This window comes from Nocardia takedensis NBRC 100417 (genome assembly GCF_000308695.1).
Taxonomy (GTDB): Bacteria; Actinomycetota; Actinomycetes; order Mycobacteriales; family Mycobacteriaceae; genus Nocardia; species Nocardia takedensis.
Genome location: NZ_BAGG01000265.1, coordinates 45,187 through 63,834, shown reverse-complemented (window position 1 = coordinate 63,834; position 18,648 = coordinate 45,187). Strand labels below are relative to the sequence as shown.

Sequence of the window (18,648 nt, the reverse complement as noted above, 5' to 3'; positions counted from 1 at the left end):
GGCTCACCCCGCGATCCGCACGGCGAGCACGCTGCCCTCGGCGTCGGCCGAGACGTACACGGTGCCGTCCGGCCCGGCCGTGATGCCTGCGAAGGGCCCCATCGGCCCGGAGAACGGCGGCGTGCCCTTCAGCGGTTTGGCGACCACGCCCTCCGGCACGCCGACCGGCAGTTCCGCGGCCAAGGTCTGCCGCGCCTCGGTGACCAGGTCGACCGAGATCAGCGCCTTGAGTCCGGCGTCGACGATCAGCAACCGGTTGCCGCGCACCAGGATTCCCTGCGGACTCTCCAGACCGTCGACCACCGTGTCCACGCCGCCCGCGCCCACGCTCACCACGCGGCCCGCCCCGGTCTCGGACACCAGGATCGCGCCGTCGGGGCCGAAGGCCACCCCCGTCGGCGCGACCAGCCCCGAGGCCAGCACCTCGGTGGACCCGCCGCGCACCGACAGCACCCGGCCGGCGCCCAGTTCCACCGCCACGATCGCTCCGTCGGAGGCGGCGGCGATCCCGTAGAGCTGATCGAACCCCTCGGCGATCGGCTCGGTCTCCGGTTCGGGCCCGTGCCGATACACCACGATCTTCCCGTCCGAAGTGGCGCAGAGGAATTCGTTCGCGCCGAGCGCGGTGACGCCGCGGACGTAGCCCGGGGTGTTCGGGCTGAACAGCGAGGCCCGCACCTCGAGTCCGTTCTCGCGCAGCGCGTAGAAGAAGGTGCCGTCGGCGACATAGAGGGTGCCGTCCGGCCCGACGGTGAGATCCAGCGGCCACATCAGCCCGCCCTCGAGCACCTGTTTCGTCTCGCCGCCGCCGAGGATCTCGGTGATCGCGCCGCCGAAGCTGGAGACGAACAGCCTGCCGTCGACGAAGGTGCAGTTGTCCAGGCCCGGATCGAGCTGGGCCAGCACTTCCCGACCGCCGGTGCGCGGGTCGATGCGCAGCACCTGCCCGGTGCCGACCTGGGTGGAGACCAGGAATCCGGCGGCGTCGAACTTCACCGAGTCGGGGACGCCGAGGTCCCCGACCACCCGTTCGGGCTCGCCGCCGTCGGGGTCGATGCGCCAGATGTCGTTGGTGCCCATGACCGGGTAGTAGAGGAGGCCGTCCGGGCCGACTTCCATCGCGTTGGGCATCGGCAGGTTGTCCTGGAGCACCTTCGGCGCGCCGCCGTCCAGCGGCAGTTCCATGAGCCTGCCGCCGATGCGGCACTCGTTGACGAAGAGTCGGCCGTTGTGCACGGTGATGCCGTTGGCGCCGGGCAGATCGTCGCGCAGGACCCGGCTGCGGCCGTCGGTCCCGCGCACGCTGACCCGCGCGTCCATGTATTCGGTGGCGATCAGGTTGCCCGCCGGGTCGAAGGCGATGTCGTCGGGCGCGACGATGTCGCCGCCCTTGGCGCTGATGGTCTCGAGTTCGCCGGTGACGACGTCGAGCGCGCTGATCTGGCTGCCCGCGACCTGGGCCACGTAGATGCGGTTGTCGGGGCCGGTGCGTAGACCGTTGGCGCCGAAGAGCCTGCTGGGCGGGGTGAGTCGTTGCACGCTCACCCCCTCGGCGGTGGTGATGGATGCGGTGCTGCGGTAGCGCGCCCCTCGCGTCACGGCGGGGCCTCCCATGCGATCGGAGGAGTGTGTCGCGGGCCACGCTACGTCAATCCTCACAATGATTGCAATACTGGGGCCGGAATTGCCGGTCACCTTATATGCGAGGCGAAAATTGTTGATACGCGCGGCTATTGGGAGGTCGCCGAGGCGACGCGTGCGCGATCGGCCGACCCGAACGGGGGCGGCGACGGTCGGCGGAATGCCGTATGAAGAAATGTGAGAATTAGATTACCAACACCGCGCCGCGAGCGGGGCCTTTCCCGCCGCCCGCGGTATCAGATCCGGGTGCGCGGCGCGCTCTGCATGGCCAGGCGGGCCCCCGCGGACGAGGCGTTGACCACACCGTCGTCGAAGCGTTCCAGCACGACCGCCTGGGTGGCGGCCAGGTGGGTCCGGTACAGGCGTTCGGCCTCCGCCGCGCGACCGGACTCGATCTCCTTGACGATGCGGCGATGCGCGCGCACCGCCGCGCCTGCCTCCTCGTGTGAAGGGTATTCGCCCTGGCGGGTCAGGGCCTCCGCCCACGCCTCCTCCTGCGCCGACCACAGCGTGACCAGCGTGCTCACCACGTAGCGGACGGTGAGATTCGGTGTGTGCGCGACGATCAGGTCGTGGAACTCGCGCGCCGCGTGGGTGAAGGCGACGCCGTCCTCGACCAGGTCGGCCGAGCGGTCCACGCTCGCGACGAGCGCGGGCACCACCGTCTCGGCCCGGTCGACGCGACGCGCGCATTCGGCGGCGCACAACGGTTCCAGCGCGCGCAACCCGCCGGCCAGATCGCCGAGCGTCACGCGCGCGCCCTGGAGCGCGAGGCCGAGATGGTAGGCCGCCGAGGCCTCGTCGGGCCGGTGCACCTCGGCCCCGCCGACGTTGCCGCGCCGCACGGTGACCAGCCCCTCGGTCTCCAGGATGCGCAGCGCCTCGCGGATCGACGGATAGCTCACGCCGAAGTCCTGCACCAACTGATCCTGGGTGGGCAACCGGTAGCTCTCGTCCCCGGCGAGGATGCGGGTGCGCAGTTCGGCGGCGACGGTCTCGGCGATCCGCCGTTGCGGCACCCGGCCGCGGCGCGCGTCGGTCACCGCGTCCGTCCGTCGGTGGTCGCCGCGCGGCCTGCCGTTTCCGTCATGGCGGCAGTCTAGTCAGTGCCGGATGACCATACAAATATTGCTATCCTTATGAGGATTGAAGTACTGTGCGGCACATGGACTTCACGATGGGCGAGGTCGCCGCGGACCTGCGGGATCGGATCCGGCGGCTCGTCGCCGCGGAGGTCCCGCAGGGCTACCTCGGCGCGTTCACCGACGATCCCGCCGATCTCGCGGTGGCGCAACGCTTCAGCGGCGTACTGGCCGAACGCGGCCTGCTGTGCGCGGCCTGGCCGGAACGCTTCGGCGGGCGCGGCGCCTCGATCTGGGAGCAGACGGTGGTCCGCGAGGAGATGTGGGCTCACCACGAACCGCGCGGCGCGCAGTACATGGGTGTCAACTGGGTCGGGCCGACCATCATGCGCCACGGCACCGCCCGACAGCAGCGCGAACACCTGCCGCCGATCGCGCGCGGCGAGGTCATCTGGTGCCAGGGCTTCAGCGAACCCGACGCCGGATCGGATCTGGCCTCGCTGCGCACCGCCGCCCGCCGCGACGGCGACGGGTGGCGCATCAGCGGACAGAAGATCTGGACCTCCTACGCCACCATGGCGCAATGGTGCTTCCTGCTGGCCCGCACCGCGCGCGGCGCACGCAAACAGCAGGGGCTGACCGTGTTCCTGCTGCCGATGAGCGCGCCCGGCATCGTGGTGCGCCCGATCCGGTCCATGCTCGGCCCGCACCACCTCAACGAGGTGTTCTTCGACGAGGTCGTGGCCACCGGGGCCGACGTGCTGGGCGAAGTGGACGACGGGTGGTCGGTGGTGCAGGAGGTGCTGGCCTTCGAACGGGTCGGCATCGCCCGCTACGCCCGCTGCGAACGTCTGCTGCACCTCGCGCCGCGGGTGCTGGGGGAGCGGTGGGAGACGGTGCCGCCGTCGCTGCGCGGCCGATGGGCGCGCATGCTGACCCGGGCGCGCCGCGCCCGCCTGCTCGCCTACCAGGTGCTGGCCACCCAGGGCGCGGGCCGGGTCGCCCCCGACGACACCGCCGCCTACCGCATCGCGGTCACCCGCCTGGACCAGGAGAGCGCCGCCCTGCTCACCGAATTCGCCGCCTACGTCCCCGAACAAGCGGGGGAGCGCGCGCGGTTCCGGCGCGCGGTGGAGGACCACTGGCGCTACGCGAACGCGGCCACCGTGGCCTCCGGCAGCATCGAGATGCAGCAGATCCTGCTGGCCCGCGCCCTGCTGACCGGCCCGCGCCGCGGCGGGGAGGCGGCATGACCGCCGCGCCGCGCCCTCCGGAGCCGATGAGCATCGACCTCGCGCCCGAGGCCGCGGAATTCGGTCTGCAAGCGCTGCGCGCGCTGGGATCGGCGGGCGGTGACGACCTGGTCCAGGCCGCCGAGGCGGACCCGCCGCGCCGCGAAGCCCTCGTCGTGCCCGCGCTGACCCGGATCGGCGCGTGGGAACTCGCCCCGCGCGAGGACCCGACCGAACTCGAGGCGGCGGCCGCGCTGTGCCGCGCGGCCGGATACTGGGCCACGCCCTATCCGGTCGCCGAAAGACTCGCCCGACCAACGGATTCCGAGGCCGACGCACTCGTGGTCGTCGGCCCGCAGCCCGCCGCGCCGATCGCGGGCCTGACCCTGCGGATCGCGGCGGTCGACCTCGCCGGTCGACGGGGTGCGGCCGGCGCGCTGCCCGCCGCCGGGACCGCGCGCGAGACGGGCTTCGTCGTCCCGCTCTCGGTCGATCTCACCGGGCCGGGCGACCCGTACGATCTCGCGCTGGCCCTCACCCTGCCGTGCTGGACCCTGCTGGGACTGCTGGACCGCGCGCTGGAACTGGCCCGCGAACACGTGCTGGTGCGCGAGCAGTTCGGCAGTCCGCTGGCCGAATTCCAGTCCGTGCGTTTCCAACTCACCGATGCCGAAGTCGAGCGCAAGGGCGTGGACCTGCTGGCCCGCTACGCGCTGTGGAGCATCCAGACCCGGCGTCCCGACGCCGTCGCCGACGCGCTCGCGCTGCGACTGGCCGCGCTCGAGGCCGCCGAGATCGTCTTCCGGGTCGCCCACCAGGTGCACGGCGCGCTGGGCTTCTGCGACGAGGCCACCCTGTCGTGGCTGTCACGGCACAGTCTGCCGGTGCGTCGCCTGCCCTTCGGGCTCGCCGCAACCGAGGACGAGTTGACCCGCCGGATCGGCCGCGACGGCTTGGCCGGCCTGTTCTCCGATCCCCCAGGAGTGTGACCTCGTGCCGCTGCCACCCGGACTGACGGTGACCGCCGACGGGCCGGTGCGCACCGTCCTGATCGACCGTCCCGACGAACTCAACGCCGTGAACGCCGACCTGCACCGCGCGCTCGCCGAGATCTGGGAGCACCTGGCCGCCGACCCGGACGCGCGCGTCGTGGTGCTGACCGGCGCGGGCCGCGCCTTCAGCGCGGGCGGCGACCTGGACTGGATCACCTCCTTCCTCGACGACCCCGTCGCCCGCGACGCCAGCATCCGCGAGGGCGCGCGCATCATCGAGGAGATGCTGCGCTTCCCGCTGCCGGTGATCGCCGCCGTCAACGGCGCGGCCATGGGGCTCGGGGCCAGCATCGCGGTGCTGTGCGACGTGGTGCTCATGTCCGAACGCGCCTACCTGGCCGATCCGCACGTCGCGGTCGGCCTGGTCGCGGGCGACGGCGGGGCCGCGTTCTGGCCGCTGCTGACCCCGATCCTGCGCACCCGCGAATTCCTCTACACCGGCGACCGGATCGACGCCGCCACCGCCGTGCAGGTGGGATTGGCGAGTAGGACGGTGCCCGCCGACACGCTGCTGGACGAGGCGTACGCGCTGGCCCACCGCTTGGCCGCGCTGCCGGTCGAGGCGGTGCGCGGCACCAAACACGTGGTGAACATGTATCTCTCCCAGGCCCTCGGCGGCCCCATGCAAGCGGGGTTCGCCGCCGAAGTGGTGTCGATGACGACCGACGAACACCGGGACCGCCTGCTGGCCCTGCGGCGGCGGACGCGATGACCGCCGAGGATCTCACGGAGTTCCGCGAGCACGTGCGGCAGTTCTGTCGCGCGGAGATCCCCCGCGATTGGCGACGCGCCCAGACCGGTGCCACCGACGCGGAATTTGTTACTTTCCAACAGGATTGGTTCCGTCGCCTGCGTGACGCCGGCTTCGCGACGCCGCACTGGCCCGCCGAACACGGCGGCGGGATGTCTGTGGCCCGCCAAGTCGTGCTGTTCCAGGAACTCGCGGCCCACGACGCCCCGCGCGTGGTGCTGTCCTTCGTCGCGATCCACCACGCCGCGGCCACCCTGCTCGGCGCGGGGACCGAGGAACAGCGGCGACGTCACCTGCCCGCCATCCGGGACGGCGAGATCTGGGCGCAGGGCTTCTCCGAACCCGGGGCCGGGTCGGATCTGGCCGCGCTGCGCACCGTGGCCCGCCGCGACGGCGAGGACTACGTGGTGGCCGGCCAGAAGGTGTGGGTCAGCGGCGCGCAATACGCCGACTGGTGTCTGCTGCTGGCCCGCACCGACCCGGACGCCGCACAGCGGCAGGGGATCTCGTACTTCCTGCTGGACCTGCGCAGCCCCGGCGTTCGCATCCGCCCGCTGCGACAGGCCACCGGCGAATCCCATTTCTGCGAACTGTTCCTCGATGACGTGCGCGTCCCCGCGCGCAACCTGATCGGCGCGGCGAACGACGGGTGGCGCGTCGCGCAGCGCACCCTGGGAGCCGAACGCGGCCTGACCATGCTCGAACTGGCCGAACGCCTCGGCAACGCCGGTTTCCGCTGGCTGGTCGAGTCGGCGGGATCGTCGCCGGACCCACTGGTCGGCGACCGTCTGGCCGAACTCGAGATCGAACTCACCGGCCTGCGGGCGCTGTGCCGCGACCTGGTGCGGCGGCACGAAGCGGGCGAGGTCGGCCCCGCCGACGCCTCGGTGGTGAAACTGTTCTACAGCGAACTGCTGCAACGCATGACCGACTTCGGCGCCGAACTCGGCGGGGTCGCCGCGCACACCGTCATACGCAAACCGATGTCGGGCGGCTGGGAATCGGGCGCGTGGGTCCTGGACTTCGTCGGCTCCTGGGAGTGGACCATTCCGGGCGGGACCAGCGAGATCCAGCGCACCATCATCGCCGAACGCGGCCTCGGCCTGCCCAGGGAACCCATCGGAAGGACGGCCGGGTGAGCGAATTCGCCGAATTCCACGACGAACTGCGCCGGGTGGCCCGAGATCTGCTCGCCGGCGCGGGCGACGAACGCGCGCTGTGCAAAGCCGCGGTCGCCGCCGGATGGCTCGGCCTGGAGGTTCCCGAGGAATTCGGCGGTGCGGGAGCCGGTTCGGTCGAATCCGCGATCCCGCTGGTCGAGATCGGGCGCGCCGCCGCGCCCACCGCGCTGTCGACTGTGCTCGCGCTGAGCGTGCCCGCTCTGCTCGCGGCTGAGCCCGAACCGTTGCGGGACAGCCTGTTACGCGATGTCGTGGTTGGCTCGGCACTACCGGTCGTGGTGCTCGAAGCGGAAGTGGAAGCCGAGGCCGGAGGCGTGAATGCGTCGCCGGATAAAGAGCGGTCCGCGGCGGACGGTTCCGTAGAGCGCTCCGAGCCGTGGAATACCCAGCCCCCACCGAACCGTCGCCTGGCGGCAGACGGATGTCGCGTCGAGGATCGGCGGAGGAGCGAGGGCTCGACGCAGGGGGGCGAGCCGCGGCAACTCGAGGTTCGGCGCTCCGGTTCGGGTTTTTCCCTCGCGCTGACCCCCGACGGCCCACATCTGTCCGGCACCGCCCGCTTCGTCCTCGACGCGGGCGCGGCGGACCTGCTGCTGATCCCGGCCCGCACCGACACGGGCGAGACCGTCCTGACAGCGGTCCACCCCGATCTCGTCACCCTCCGAGCCGTCCCCCTGGTCGACGCGACCCGGTCGGCCGCGTCGGTCACCGCCGACCACGCCCCCGTTCGGGCGGTGTGGCAGCTTCGCACGCCCCTCGACCTGCCCGCCCGCGCGGCGCTGGCCGTGGCCTGCGATTCGCTGGGCATCGCCGAAGCGATGCTCGACGCCACCGTCGCCTACGTGAAGATCCGCGAGCAGTTCGGCCGCCCAGTCGGCTCTTTCCAAGCCGTCAAACACGCCTGCGCCGACATGCTCGTGCAGACCACACTCACCCGACACCTGGTCGCGGCCGCCGTCGAAGCAGTCAACGATTCCGCACCGGACTCCGCGCTCGCGGTGGCCCGAGCCAAGTCCTACGCCACCTCGACAGCGGTCCGAGTAGCGGGCAAGGCCGTCCAACTACACGGCGGCTACGGCTACACCTGGGAAAGCGGTCTCCACGTCCACCTCAAACGCGCCACCCTCAACCGCGCCCTCTACGGTTCCCCCACCACCCACCGCCGAACCCTCGCCGCCCACCACACGCGGGATGGCCTCGCCTGAAGCGCTGCCACGCTCTCGCACGCTTGTCAGGTAGGCGATATCAGCCGAAGTTCGTTCGATGCGGGTCTTGCGAGTCTGTAGTCGCGCTGCCGTGTCGAGGCGACCGGCACGGTCGATTCCGAATACTCCTATCGCGCTATGAAATCCACGAAAGTCTCGACATTCCCCGGCTGCATTCCGGTATCGGTCAACACCTTGAAATCGCACCTGCTTCGCAGGCCGTACCAGCGCCCCCTATCGACCCGGACACTCGAGTGGAGTAGATAGTCACGTGGAATGTCGGGATGGCTGTCCGAGTATCCGGAGATGCCCTTTATCGTCGTGCGGCAGCTCATCGAACCGAAAATGACATTCTGAGTCGACGGCGTGAGCTTCAACGACCAAGCGAGAGTGTCGGTACCGTAGTCCATCTGACCGGTGAACCGAGCGACGTTGTTCTGATACTCCCTGTACGGCTTGCTCTGTGTGAACTCGAGGTTCGCGGGATTGGGCTGTGCCGCCACCGGACCAGCGGTCATCAACAGGGTAGACGCAGCTGAAACAAACGCCAAAATAACCTTATTCACTTGTTCCCCCCGATTGTGTTCTGTTTAGGATTCGACCCAGGTGATGAGTACCGCACGTCGATCGTGCGAGTCTTGTTGGGCGAATTCGTATTCCACTTCGACGATATCCCCGATGTTTATGTCGCCGAAGTCTCTGCCGCGCAGAGAATCCAAGCCGAACCAAATTCGATCGCCGGCTGTCGATTCCACGATCCCGGTTGCGCGCTTCCTGTTCCAACGCCAGATCTTGCCACGCGCAGTATGAACCCCCTCAGTCTGCATATGGCGAACATTACAGGGTGCACACCCGGCTCGCAATGCGCCCGGATCGGCGCCGAACACCCCGCAGTCGCCGGTGCGCGGTGACTCGGCGCGCGGCCTGTCACGCGCCGATGCGCGACGCGCGACAGGCTGTCACACCACTATCCGCTCAGTCGCTTGGTGGCGAGATCTCGGAGGTCGGTGGATTTGATCTTCGCGCTGCCGGTCAACGTGAGGTCGTCTTCGGCGAAGACCAGGACGTGGCGGGGGACTTTGTAGCCGGCGAGGCGTTCGCGGAGGAATCCGCGCAGACCTTCGCCGTCCACTTCGGTGCCCGGTTGCGGGACGACGCAGGCGACCACGACTTCGCCGAGGGTGTCGTGGGGGACGCCCACGGTGCGGCCGATCTTGACGCCGGGGTAGCGGGCCAGTTCCTCGTCCACCTCGATCGGGGAGACGTTCGCGCCGCCGGTCTTGATGATGTCGGTGAGTCTGCCTTCCCAGAACAGGCGGTCCGCGTCGTCCAACCGGCCGCCGTCGCCGGTGTGGAACCAGCCGTCGGCGTCGAGGGTTTCGTCCAGTGGGATGCCCAGGTAGCCGAGCATGAGAGTGGGGCTCTTGACGCAGATCTCGCCGCTCTCCCCGCGGGCGAGCACCGTGCCGGTGAGCGGGTCGGTGATCTTCACGGTCACACCCGGCAACGGGATGCCGCTGCTGCCCGCGTGCACTTCGTCGGGGGTGCAGGCGGGGAAGCAGGTGGTGATGGTGAAGGTCTCGGTGTTGCCGTAGGCGTGGCCGCATTCGGTCCAGTCGGTGGTCACCGTGGGATGGTCGGCGGCCGGGGTGTGACGGTCGACGTAGGTCATGCCGCTCAGGTCGGCGGCGGCCCAGTTGGGCGCGTCGGCGAGGCGGGCCCACTGGTGCGGCCAGGCCACCGGGAAGGTGACCTGTTCGGATTCCAGCAGCGCCACCGCCTCCTCGGCGTCGAAGAGGCGTTGCAGCACCAGGGTTCCGCCGGAGGCGAGTGTGGCGCCCAGCGCCTGACCGAAATTGCCGGACCAGAAGAAGCCGTTGGCGGTCCAACAGCGCACGGTGTCCTCGGGACCGAAGCCGAACATGCGCGCGAAGCGCCACATCTGCACGGTCACACCGCGGTGCGCGCTGCGGATTCCCTTGGGTTTGCTGGTGGTGCCGGAGGAGAAGAACAGCACCGCCGTGTCGCTGGGCTGCACCGTCGCGGCCGTGGCCTCGATCAGCTCGGTCGAGACCCGCGCGCCGCGCTTCAAGAATCCGTCCCAGTCCTGCACCGCGCCACCGGGATTCGCGCCGACCACCGCGAGGTGACGCAGGAACGGGTACGCGGTGGAGCGCAGCTCGCCGGGCGCGGTGGTGACCAGGGCCGGTTCGAGTTCGGTGAGGACGTCCGCGAAATCGGTGCGTCCCACCTCCCTTTCGAACAGCAGCACTGTCACGCCGGAGACCCGCAGCAGGTGATCGAGTTCGGCGGCGGTGGAGAAGGTGCTCAGCGCCACCGCAACACCGCCGGCGAGCGCGGTGCCGAACACGGCGGCCAGCCATTCGGGCCGGTTGGTCATGAGCACGCCGACGCGGGAGTCCTTGCCGACGCCCGCGGCGTGCAGGGCCCGCGCGACCTCGACGGAGCGTTCGTGCAGGTCCCGGTAACTCCAGCGGACGCCGCCCGGGACGCGCAGCGCCTCGCGGTCGCCGTGGCGGGCCGTGACCTCGCGCAGGAAGCCCGGCAGGGTGAGCGGGCCGAGTCCGGGTTCCTCGGCCAGCGGTGGACCCGCCGCGATGGCGGGGGAGACAGTGGTCATGATCCCGTGGCCCCTCAGTGCGGCAGTTCGATCTCGGCGGTGCAGTCCACCAGGGTGGTGAACTGCTGACTGGTGAGCTTCAGGCGCACCTGCACCAGCGGTACGCCCCAGGTCGAATCCGGGATCTTGTCGATGATCTCGGCGTCGAAATAGGTGACGTCGCCCTCGAAGGCGGGGCCGCGGAAGTCGGCCTTGGTGTGGCGGACCATGCCGTCGTTGCCCGCCCAGTAGGCGAGGTAGTCGGTGCACCATGCACCCATCGTCGCGCCGTAGCCGTAGGCGCGGGCCATGCCGACCTCGCCGGCCTTGTCACCGTCGATGTGGCCGCGCGAGGGGCCCAGGTAGAGACCGTCGCGTTTGCGCGGATCGATCTTCGCGCCTTCCTCGTCGAACCCGAATCCCTCGGTCCAGCCGGGGTCCTGGTTGATCCAGGGGTCCGCGAGTCCTTCGGGGGCGGTCCAGCCGAAGGTGCCCCAGATGTTGAACAGGAAGGCGCGGTACTCGGTGGTGAAGGTGGCGACGCTGTGGGGGCCCAGCACCCGGCGCGGCAGTTTGTCGCCCACCTTCACTTCATCGAAGTGCGGGGAGAGTCCGAGACGGTTGGACAGGATCCACTGGTGGCGCAGCTGTTCGATCTCGGTGAGTTCCTCCGCCGTCCACCGTTTGAGCGCGCCCAACTGGTTGTCGTACATGCCGCGCGCGGTCGCCTCCTCCGCGAGATAGCGGATGGCCGTGGAGCGTTCGCGCGCGACCAGCACGCCGTGCTGGTTGCGGTGGGTGGTGTCGCCGCGCGAGAACATCGTGGGTCCGGCGAATTTGGTCTCGACCACCTTGTAGTCGTGGAAACGCCGGTCCTGGAACAGGGTGTCGCCGGGGCGTACGGGCGCGCCGTAGAACCACCACTCCTCGCCGCCGAAGATGAGGTGGCTGCCGGGAATGCGGCCGACGCACGCGGGTTGCGCGCCGTGCCCGTAATCCAGTGCCACCGCGATGGACTGGGGGGCGATCAGCCCGCCGTAGCGGGATTCGCTGGCGAATTCCTGATCCCAGTGCAGCGGGTTGGGGTAATCCATCGCCATCACCCAGCGGCGGATGTCGGAGGAACTGCACGGGTCCCACAACTGGCCGCCGCCGACCGGCTTGCCGACCCGGTGGTCGACGTCGGACAGATCCAGTTCCGGTCCCGGCGCTTTCTTCTTGGTGACCATCGGCGCGCTCCTCAGCGATTCACGTCGACGACGTAGCGGCCGCGCACGGCGCCGTCGATCAGGCGGTCCGCGGCGGCCACGGCCTCGCCGAGGGAGATCTCGGTGGCGATGGTGTCCAGCAGTGTCGGGTCCAGGTCGCGGGCCAGTCGCTCCCAGGCCCGCACGCGCCGCGGCGTGGGGGCCATGACGCTGTCGATGCCCAACAGCGTGACCCCGCGCAGGATGAACGGCGCGACGGTGCCGGGCAGATCCATGCCGTGGGCAAGACCGCAGGCCGCGACCGCGCCGCCGTAGCGGGTCTGGGCGGCGGCGTTGACCAGTGTGTGGCTGCCCGCGGTGTCGACCACGCCCGCCCAGCGCTCTTTCTGGAGCGGTTTGCCGCGGTCGGCGAGTTCGGCGCGGTCGAGGATCGCGCTCGCGCCCAGTCCGGTCAGGTAGTCGGCCTCGCTCGCCTTGCCGGTGGCCGCCGCGACGGTGAAGCCCGCCGCAGCCAGCAGTGCCACGGCGACGCTGCCGACGCCGCCGGTCGCGCCGGTGACCAGGATCTCGCCGTCGGCGGGCCGCACGCCGAAGCTGTCCAGCGCCTCGACGCACAGGCTCGCGGTGTAGCCGGCGGTGCCGATGGCCATGGCCTGGCGCACGGTGAATTCCTTCGGGAGCGCGATGAGCCAGTCGCCCTTGACCCGGGCGCGCTGGGACAGTCCGCCCCAGTGGCTTTCGCCGACGCCCCAGCCGTTGAGCAGGACCTCCTCGCCCGCGGACCAGTCCGGGTGGTCGCTGTGGGTGACGGTGCCCGCGAGGTCGATGCCGGGGACGAGGGGGAATGTGCGGACCACCGGCGACTTGCCGGTGAGGGCCAAGGCGTCCTTGTAGTTCAGCGTTGACCAGGCGAGGTCGATCGTGACGTCGCCGTCGGGCAGCGCCGACTCGTCCAGGTCGGTCAGGGTGACCCGCTGTCCGCTGTCGTCCTTGTCGATGAGTAGTGCCGAGAACATCCGGGGAGTGTCCTTCCACTATCAGGAGAATTACATTCTCCAATGGGTATGATTATGTTCCGCTCGGGGTGGGTGATGTCAACCGGCGCGCGCCGGAAATCCTCTGGTCAACGTGCCGTCCAACCGCCGTCGACGACGACGGTCTGTCCGGTGACGTAGCGGGCGGCCTCGCTCGCCAGCCAGGTGACCGCGCCGACCAGATCCTCGGCCGTGGCCTCGGTGGGCAGCGGGGTGTTGCGCCGCAGGTAGTCCGCGCCGCGTTCGCTGTCGTAGAGGCTGTCGGTGATCTCGCTGCGGAAGAATCCTGGGGCGACGGTGTTCACCCGGATCGAATGCCGGGCCCACTGCACGGCGAGTTCGGCGGTGAGCCCGGACAATCCGGCCTTGCTCGCCGCGTAGGACGCCTGCGGGATGCCTGGCACGCCGACGCGGCCGCTGATCGAGGAGATGTTCACGATCGAACCGCCGCCGTTGTCGCGCATGTGCGGGAACACCGCCTGCGCCAACAGGAACGGGGCCACCAGGTTCAGGTCAAGGGTGGCGCGCACGGCCTCGAGCGGTTCGTCCTCGGCGCGCGCGGTGGTGAACCGGTTGCCCGCGGCGTTGACCAGGACGCGCGGCGGACCGAGTCGCTCGACGACCCGCGGGATCACCTCGGCCAGTCGATCCGGTGCGCTCAGATCGCACGCGAGGGCCATGCCGTCGACGCGGTCGGCCAGATCGTCGAGTCGGTCCGTCCGGCGGGCCACCACGGCGACCCGCGCGCCGAGACCGGCCAGCGTCTCGGCCACCGCGGCCCCGAGACCCGAGGAGGCCCCGGTCACCACGGCCACCCGGCCGTGCAGGTCGAACAGGCGCAGCGCGGGGTTCATCGGGCCTCCGTGACCAGTGCGGTGAGTCGGGTGCGCTCTACCTTGCCCATGGCGTTGAGCGGCAGCGCGGCCACCCTGGTCCAGATCTCGGGCACCTTGTATCCGGCCAGCTCGCGGCGGCACAGCGCCGCCAGCGCCGCGAAATCCGGTGTCTCGCGGGGGCTCTCGATGACCGCCGCGACCTTCTGGCCGAGTCGCTCGTCCGGCACCGGGAACACCGCGACCCGCGCCACGTCGGGATGACCAGCGAGCACGCGCTCCACCTCGAGCGGGTAGACGTTCGCGCCGCCGCGGATGATGACCAGCTTCTTGCGGTCGAGCACCGCGAGTTCGCCGCCCGCGTCGACCGTGCCGATGTCGCCGGTGGCGAACGGGCCGGGCTCGGGCGGTGTCACCGCGCCGTCGCTCCAGTAGCCGAGGCAGGGCCGCCACAGTCCGGCCCACGGTCCGGTGTCGGCGGCGCGCAAGCGCAGTTCGCCGAGTTCGCCCGGGGGGAGCGCGCGACCGTCGTCGTCGTAGGCGGCGACGTGGAACTGCGGCTGGACCCGTCCGCTGCCGCCCGGGGTCCACGCGTCGCCGGGCGGGTCCATGGCGACCACCGTGGGTGCTTCGCTCAGGCCGTAGGTGGCGCGCGGGACGACGCCGTGCGCCGCCGCGAACGCGGTGCGGATCGCCTCGGAGGTGTCGGCCCCGCCGCTCCAGACCTCGCGCAGCGAGCCGAGATCCGCGCCCGGCAGCCGGGCGAGGTCGTAGAGCTGGGCGGGGGCTCCGTTCCACACCGTCACACGGTGCGCGGCGATCCACTCGGCCACGCCCGCCACGTCGCGGCGGTCCATGATCACCGCGCACCCGCCCGCCTGGGCGGTGGTCAAGGTGGACAGCGCCATCATGTTGAGGATGGTCATCGGGAAGCTGTCGCCGCGCCGCAGGTCCGGGCCCCACCCGCGGGTCGCGACCGTGACCGCGCCCGGGAGCAGCAGATTGCGCTGACTGTGCACGACGGCCTTCGGTCGACCGGAGGTGCCGCTGGTGAATCCGATGCCGGCGGGGGCGTCGATGTCGTGCGCGATCTCCGGTGCGGGGTCGGCCCGGTCGAGCAGGTCGGTCCACCGCCCCGGATCGACCGCGCGCGGCGAATTCCCCTGCCAGCGCGGACCCGTCAGCAGTGCGGCCGGTGCGCACAGATCGTGCAGGTACTGCTGTTCGGCGGGGGCCAGTGCTTCGCCGATCCCCGCCCAGATCGCCCCGATCCGCTGCGCGCCGTGGAAGGCGGCCACGATCGCCAGGTCGTTGGGCAGGCAGGCCGCGACCCGGTCGCCCGGACGTACCCCCAGCGCCCAGAGCGCGCCCGCGGCCCGACCCGCCTGCTCGTCCAAGTCGGCGTAAGTCCATGTGCCGGAGGTCGCGACGACGGCGGGGGAGTCGCGCCGGGCGGCGAGTGCGGCGTCCAGGACCCGCGCGATCGGTCGCGGGGTACGGATTTCGCCGGTGAAACTGTCCACCCGTCCTTGATATCACTATCCTTACAAAGATTCATCAGATAGACAGTGAAGGATCGGCACCGAGTGGGTGCGAAGGAGGACGCGATGGAACACGCAGGTCCGCTGTCCGGGATCCGGGTCATCGATCTCACGGCGATGGTGATGGGCCCGTACTGCACGCAGATCATGGCCGATATGGGCGCGGAGGTCATCAAGGTCGAAGCGCCGCGCGGCGACGACACCCGCTACATCTCGGTCGGCCCCGAGCCGGGCATGAGCGGTGTCTTCGCCAACGTCAACCGGGGCAAACGCAGTGTGGTCCTGGATCTGCGCACCGAATCCGGCGCGGCCGCGTTGCGCGAACTCGTTGCGGGCGCGGATGTTTTCGTGCACTCCATGCGCGCCGCCGCGATCGAACGCCTCGGCTTCGGCTACGCGCGGGTGGCCGCGCTGCGCCCCGACATCGTCTACACCCACTGCTACGGCTACGGCCGCGGCGGACCCGAATCCGGGCGACCCGCCTACGACGACACCGTCCAGGCCGAGTGCGGCATTCCTGCGGTGCAGGAGATGCTCACCGGCACACCGGGTTACGTCGGCACGATCATCGCCGACAAGGTCGCCGGGATGACCGCCGTCTACGCCACCACGATGGCCCTGTTGCACCGCGAGCGCACCGGCGAGGGACAGGAGGTCGAGGTCCCGATGTTCGAGACGATGGCCGCGTTCATGCTCGTCGAACACGCCAACGGTCGCCTGTTCGATCCGCCGCTCTCGCCCGCGGGCTACCCGCGCGCGGTGATCCCGGACCGCAGGCCCTACCGCACGGCCGACGGCTACCTGGCCGTGCTGGTCTACAACGACAAACACTGGTCGGCGTTCGTGAACGCCGTGCAACCGCCTTGGGCCGGACCGGAATTCGCGACGCTGGCCCACCGCGCGCAGCGGATCGACACGGTCTACGCGCGGCTGGCCGAGACCTTCGCCCAGCGCACCAACGCCGAATGGCTGGAACTGCTGCGCGCGCTGGAGATCCCGGCGGCGGCCGTGCGCTCCCTCGACGACCTGTTCGACGACGCCCACCTCGCGGCGGTCGGCTTCTTCCAGAGCGTGGACTCCCCGCACGGCCCCCTGCGATTCCCGGGTCCGCCGGTCCGATTCTCCCGCACCCCCGGGCGGATAGCGGGCCCGCCACCTCGGTTGGGGGCCGACACCGAAGCGGTCCTGGCCGAGACGGTCCGGCGGAACAACGGGGCGGGAGCGGCCCGGTGACCGCCGTCCTGTCCGGCCCGGAGTTGGACCTGCGGGCCATCCTGCGCCCCGGCGACCGGATCGTCGCGGGTCAGGCGTGCGGCGAACCGACGACGCTGATCGAAGCGCTCATCGCCCAGGGCGCGGCGATCCCGGATCTTGCCCTGTTCATCGCCACCAGTTTCTCCGGGCTGTTCACGCCGGCCGCCGCCGAAGCGTTCCGGCCCGGGAGCATGGGCGCGATCGGGACGCTGCGGGCACTGACCAAGGCGCACCGCCTCGACGTCGTGCCCTGCCACGTCGGCCGCGTCGGTCCGATGATCGCGGACGGCACGCTGCGCTGCGACGTCGCCTTCGTCCAGGTGGCCCCCGCCGACCCGGACGGCACGCACAGCTTCGGCCTGATCAGCGACCACGTCCTGGCGGCGGTGCGGGCCGCCCGGGTGGTGGTCGCCGAGGTCAACGACCGCGTGCCGCGGACCGAGGGGGAACGCCTGCCCGCGCGCGAGATCGACTACGCGGTAACGGTTTCGCGTGATCCGGTGCGGGTGCCGCCCGCCCCGGCGGGCCCGCTGGAGCAGGCCATCGCCCGCAATGTCGCGGCGTTCATCGAGGACGGCGCGGTGTTGCAGACCGGCGTCGGCGCGGTGCCCGACGCGGTGCTGCGCCTGCTCGGCGACCGCCGCGACCTCGGGGTGCATTCCGGCATGATCGGCGACGGCGTGGTCGACCTGATCGAGGCTGGCGTGCTCACCGACGCGCGCAAGGAGATCGACGCGGGCGTCTCCATCACCGGCGCGCTGATCGGCACCGACCGCCTCTACCGCTTCGCCGACCGCAACGCGCGCCTGCGCATGTGCACCACCGACTACACCCACGACCCGGCGGTGCTGGCGCGGCTGAGCCGCCTGGTGACGATCAACTCCGCGATCGAGGTCGATCTCACCGGGCAGGTCAACGCCGAGCAGAGCGGGTCGGCCTATCTCGGGGGCACCGGGGGCCAAGTCGATTTCGTGCGCGCGGGCCTGCGCTCGCCGGGCGGGCACGCGGTGATCGCGCTGCCGAGCACGGCGCGCGGCGGCGCTGTCAGCCGGATCACCGCGGCGCTGTCGGGGCCGGTCACCACCGCGCGCAGCGACGTGGACGTGATCGTCACCGAATTCGGCGCCGCCGAACTGGCGGGCCGCACGCTGGCCGAGCGGGCCCGGCGGTTGGTCGCCGTGGCCCATCCCGACTTTCGTGACGAACTGTCTCGCGCCGCCCGCGAGATCGAGCGGAGAGGTTTCTGATGAGCGAGGACGCCGTGGTCTTCCAGGCCCGCGAGGACGGGATCGCGATCCTGACCCTGAACCGGCCCGAGACACGCAACTGCCTGTCGCGGGAGGTACGCGCCGGGTTGGCCGCCGCCTGGGACAGGTTCGAGCGCGATCCCGCGCTGCGGGTCGCGATCCTGACCGGCACGGGTCGGGCCTTCTGCGCGGGCGGTGATCTGAAGGAGATGGTGGACAGCGGGATGGGCGTGCCGCCGCGCGAGATGTTCGCCCTGCCCTACGACACCGTCGAACTGAGCAAGCCGACCATCGCCGCGGTCAACGGCGCGGCGTTCGCGGGCGGGTGGATGATCGCGCAGGCGTGCGATCTGTGTGTCGCCGCGACCTCGGCGAGTTTCGCGGTGACCGAGGTGAAGGTGGGGCGCGCCTCCCCGTGGGCGGCGCCGCTGATCCACATGATCCCGCAGCGGATCATGATGGAGATCCTGTTGACCGGCAAGCCGATCGACGCCTACCGCGCCTACGAGATCGGTCTGGTGAACCGGTTGGCCGACCCGGCCGACCTGCTCGAGGTGGCGGTGGATCTGGCCCACGAGATCCTGGCGGGCGCGCCGCTGTCGGTGCGGGCCGCGCGCGACACGGTCATGCTCGCCACCGAGATGGGCCGGTCCGCGGCTCTGCGCGCCGCCCGGCACGCGGCCGAGCACTGCTACGAGAGCGAAGACGCCCAGGAGGGGCCGCGCGCCTTCGCCGAGAAGCGCGCGCCCCGCTGGACCGGCCGTTGA

The 18,648-nt window shown here is 70.8% G+C and carries 15 protein-coding genes; 8 read left to right on the top strand and 7 right to left on the bottom strand.

Annotation, left to right across the window (positions count from 1 at the left end; genetic code table 11):
• Positions 1-3: 3 nt before the first annotated feature.
• Positions 4-1,614 carry an SMP-30/gluconolactonase/LRE family protein gene (locus tag ON30_RS34615; RefSeq protein WP_040714585.1) on the bottom strand — a complete coding sequence of 537 codons (1,611 nt, stop codon included), beginning with the start codon at positions 1,612-1,614 and terminating at the stop codon, positions 4-6.
• 263 nt (positions 1,615-1,877) lie between these two features.
• Entirely contained in the window at positions 1,878-2,684 is an 807-nt protein-coding gene (locus ON30_RS34610; RefSeq protein WP_040714583.1) for a FadR/GntR family transcriptional regulator, read from the bottom strand.
• A gap of 122 nt (positions 2,685-2,806) precedes the next feature.
• Between ON30_RS34610 and ON30_RS34605 the strand changes: the two genes are divergently transcribed.
• From ON30_RS34605 to ON30_RS34585, 5 genes are read left to right on the top strand one after another with little or no spacing between them, the layout of a single operon-like run.
• Entirely contained in the window at positions 2,807-3,976 is a 1,170-nt protein-coding gene (locus tag ON30_RS34605) for an acyl-CoA dehydrogenase family protein (protein WP_040714581.1), read from the top strand.
• A gap of 26 nt (positions 3,977-4,002) precedes the next feature.
• A complete protein-coding gene (locus ON30_RS34600) occupies positions 4,003-4,944 on the top strand; it encodes an acyl-CoA dehydrogenase family protein (RefSeq protein ID WP_040714675.1) in 942 nt (313 codons plus the stop codon).
• Between the two features lie 4 nt (positions 4,945-4,948).
• A complete protein-coding gene (locus ON30_RS34595) occupies positions 4,949-5,719 on the top strand; it encodes an enoyl-CoA hydratase/isomerase family protein (RefSeq protein WP_040714579.1) in 771 nt (256 codons plus the stop codon).
• Positions 5,716-6,897, top strand: coding sequence for an acyl-CoA dehydrogenase family protein (locus ON30_RS34590; RefSeq protein ID WP_040714578.1), 1,182 nt, complete (start codon positions 5,716-5,718; stop codon positions 6,895-6,897). The genes ON30_RS34595 and ON30_RS34590 overlap by 4 nt, the downstream gene beginning before the upstream one ends.
• Positions 6,894-8,144, top strand: a complete 1,251-nt coding sequence (locus tag ON30_RS34585; protein WP_040714576.1) for an acyl-CoA dehydrogenase family protein — start codon at positions 6,894-6,896, stop codon at positions 8,142-8,144. Before ON30_RS34590 ends, ON30_RS34585 begins: the two co-directional genes overlap by 4 nt.
• Positions 8,145-9,111: 967 nt before the next feature.
• Here ON30_RS34585 and ON30_RS34575 read toward each other — a convergent pair.
• From ON30_RS34575 to ON30_RS34555, 5 genes are all read right to left on the bottom strand, one after another.
• Complete coding sequence (locus ON30_RS34575) at positions 9,112-10,785, bottom strand: class I adenylate-forming enzyme family protein (protein WP_040714572.1); 1,674 nt, start codon at positions 10,783-10,785, stop codon at positions 9,112-9,114.
• Positions 10,786-10,799: 14 nt separating this feature from the next.
• On the bottom strand, positions 10,800-11,993 hold the full coding sequence (locus tag ON30_RS34570; protein ID WP_040714569.1) for a MaoC family dehydratase: 1,194 nt from the start codon (positions 11,991-11,993) through the stop codon (positions 10,800-10,802).
• A gap of 11 nt (positions 11,994-12,004) precedes the next feature.
• Entirely contained in the window at positions 12,005-12,988 is a 984-nt protein-coding gene (gene acuI / locus ON30_RS34565) for an acrylyl-CoA reductase (NADPH) (protein ID WP_040714567.1), read from the bottom strand.
• A gap of 107 nt (positions 12,989-13,095) precedes the next feature.
• Entirely contained in the window at positions 13,096-13,860 is a 765-nt protein-coding gene (locus tag ON30_RS34560) for an SDR family NAD(P)-dependent oxidoreductase (RefSeq protein ID WP_040714566.1), read from the bottom strand.
• The gene (locus tag ON30_RS34555) at positions 13,857-15,362 is read right to left on the bottom strand and encodes a class I adenylate-forming enzyme family protein (RefSeq protein ID WP_040714564.1); all 1,506 of its coding nucleotides are present in this window, start codon (positions 15,360-15,362) and stop codon (positions 13,857-13,859) included. The genes ON30_RS34560 and ON30_RS34555 overlap by 4 nt, the downstream gene beginning before the upstream one ends.
• Positions 15,363-15,446: 84 nt before the next feature.
• Between ON30_RS34555 and ON30_RS39945 the strand changes: the two genes are divergently transcribed.
• From ON30_RS39945 to ON30_RS34540, 3 genes are read left to right on the top strand one after another with little or no spacing between them, the layout of a single operon-like run.
• Positions 15,447-16,613, top strand: a complete 1,167-nt coding sequence (locus tag ON30_RS39945; RefSeq protein ID WP_040714674.1) for a CaiB/BaiF CoA transferase family protein — start codon at positions 15,447-15,449, stop codon at positions 16,611-16,613.
• Positions 16,610-17,881: an acetyl-CoA hydrolase/transferase family protein gene (locus ON30_RS34545; protein ID WP_218006342.1), complete on the top strand. Its 1,272-nt coding sequence runs from the start codon at positions 16,610-16,612 to the stop codon at positions 17,879-17,881. Before ON30_RS39945 ends, ON30_RS34545 begins: the two co-directional genes overlap by 4 nt.
• Entirely contained in the window at positions 17,881-18,648 is a 768-nt protein-coding gene (locus tag ON30_RS34540; RefSeq protein ID WP_040714563.1) for an enoyl-CoA hydratase/isomerase family protein, read from the top strand. Before ON30_RS34545 ends, ON30_RS34540 begins: the two co-directional genes overlap by 1 nt.

Coding starts and splice junctions, on each gene's coding strand:
- ON30_RS34615 (WP_040714585.1), bottom strand. CDS start 1,614: ATGGGAGGCCCCGCCGTGACGCGAGGGGCGCGCTACCGCAGCACCGCA.
- ON30_RS34605 (WP_040714581.1), top strand. CDS start 2,807: ATGGACTTCACGATGGGCGAGGTCGCCGCGGACCTGCGGGATCGGATC.
- ON30_RS34600 (WP_040714675.1), top strand. CDS start 4,003: ATGAGCATCGACCTCGCGCCCGAGGCCGCGGAATTCGGTCTGCAAGCG.
- ON30_RS34590 (WP_040714578.1), top strand. CDS start 5,716: ATGACCGCCGAGGATCTCACGGAGTTCCGCGAGCACGTGCGGCAGTTC.
- ON30_RS34575 (WP_040714572.1), bottom strand. CDS start 10,785: ATGACCACTGTCTCCCCCGCCATCGCGGCGGGTCCACCGCTGGCCGAG.
- ON30_RS34570 (WP_040714569.1), bottom strand. CDS start 11,993: ATGGTCACCAAGAAGAAAGCGCCGGGACCGGAACTGGATCTGTCCGAC.
- acuI (WP_040714567.1), bottom strand. CDS start 12,988: ATGTTCTCGGCACTACTCATCGACAAGGACGACAGCGGACAGCGGGTC.
- ON30_RS34560 (WP_040714566.1), bottom strand. CDS start 13,860: ATGAACCCCGCGCTGCGCCTGTTCGACCTGCACGGCCGGGTGGCCGTG.
- ON30_RS39945 (WP_040714674.1), top strand. CDS start 15,447: ATGGAACACGCAGGTCCGCTGTCCGGGATCCGGGTCATCGATCTCACG.
- ON30_RS34540 (WP_040714563.1), top strand. CDS start 17,881: ATGAGCGAGGACGCCGTGGTCTTCCAGGCCCGCGAGGACGGGATCGCG.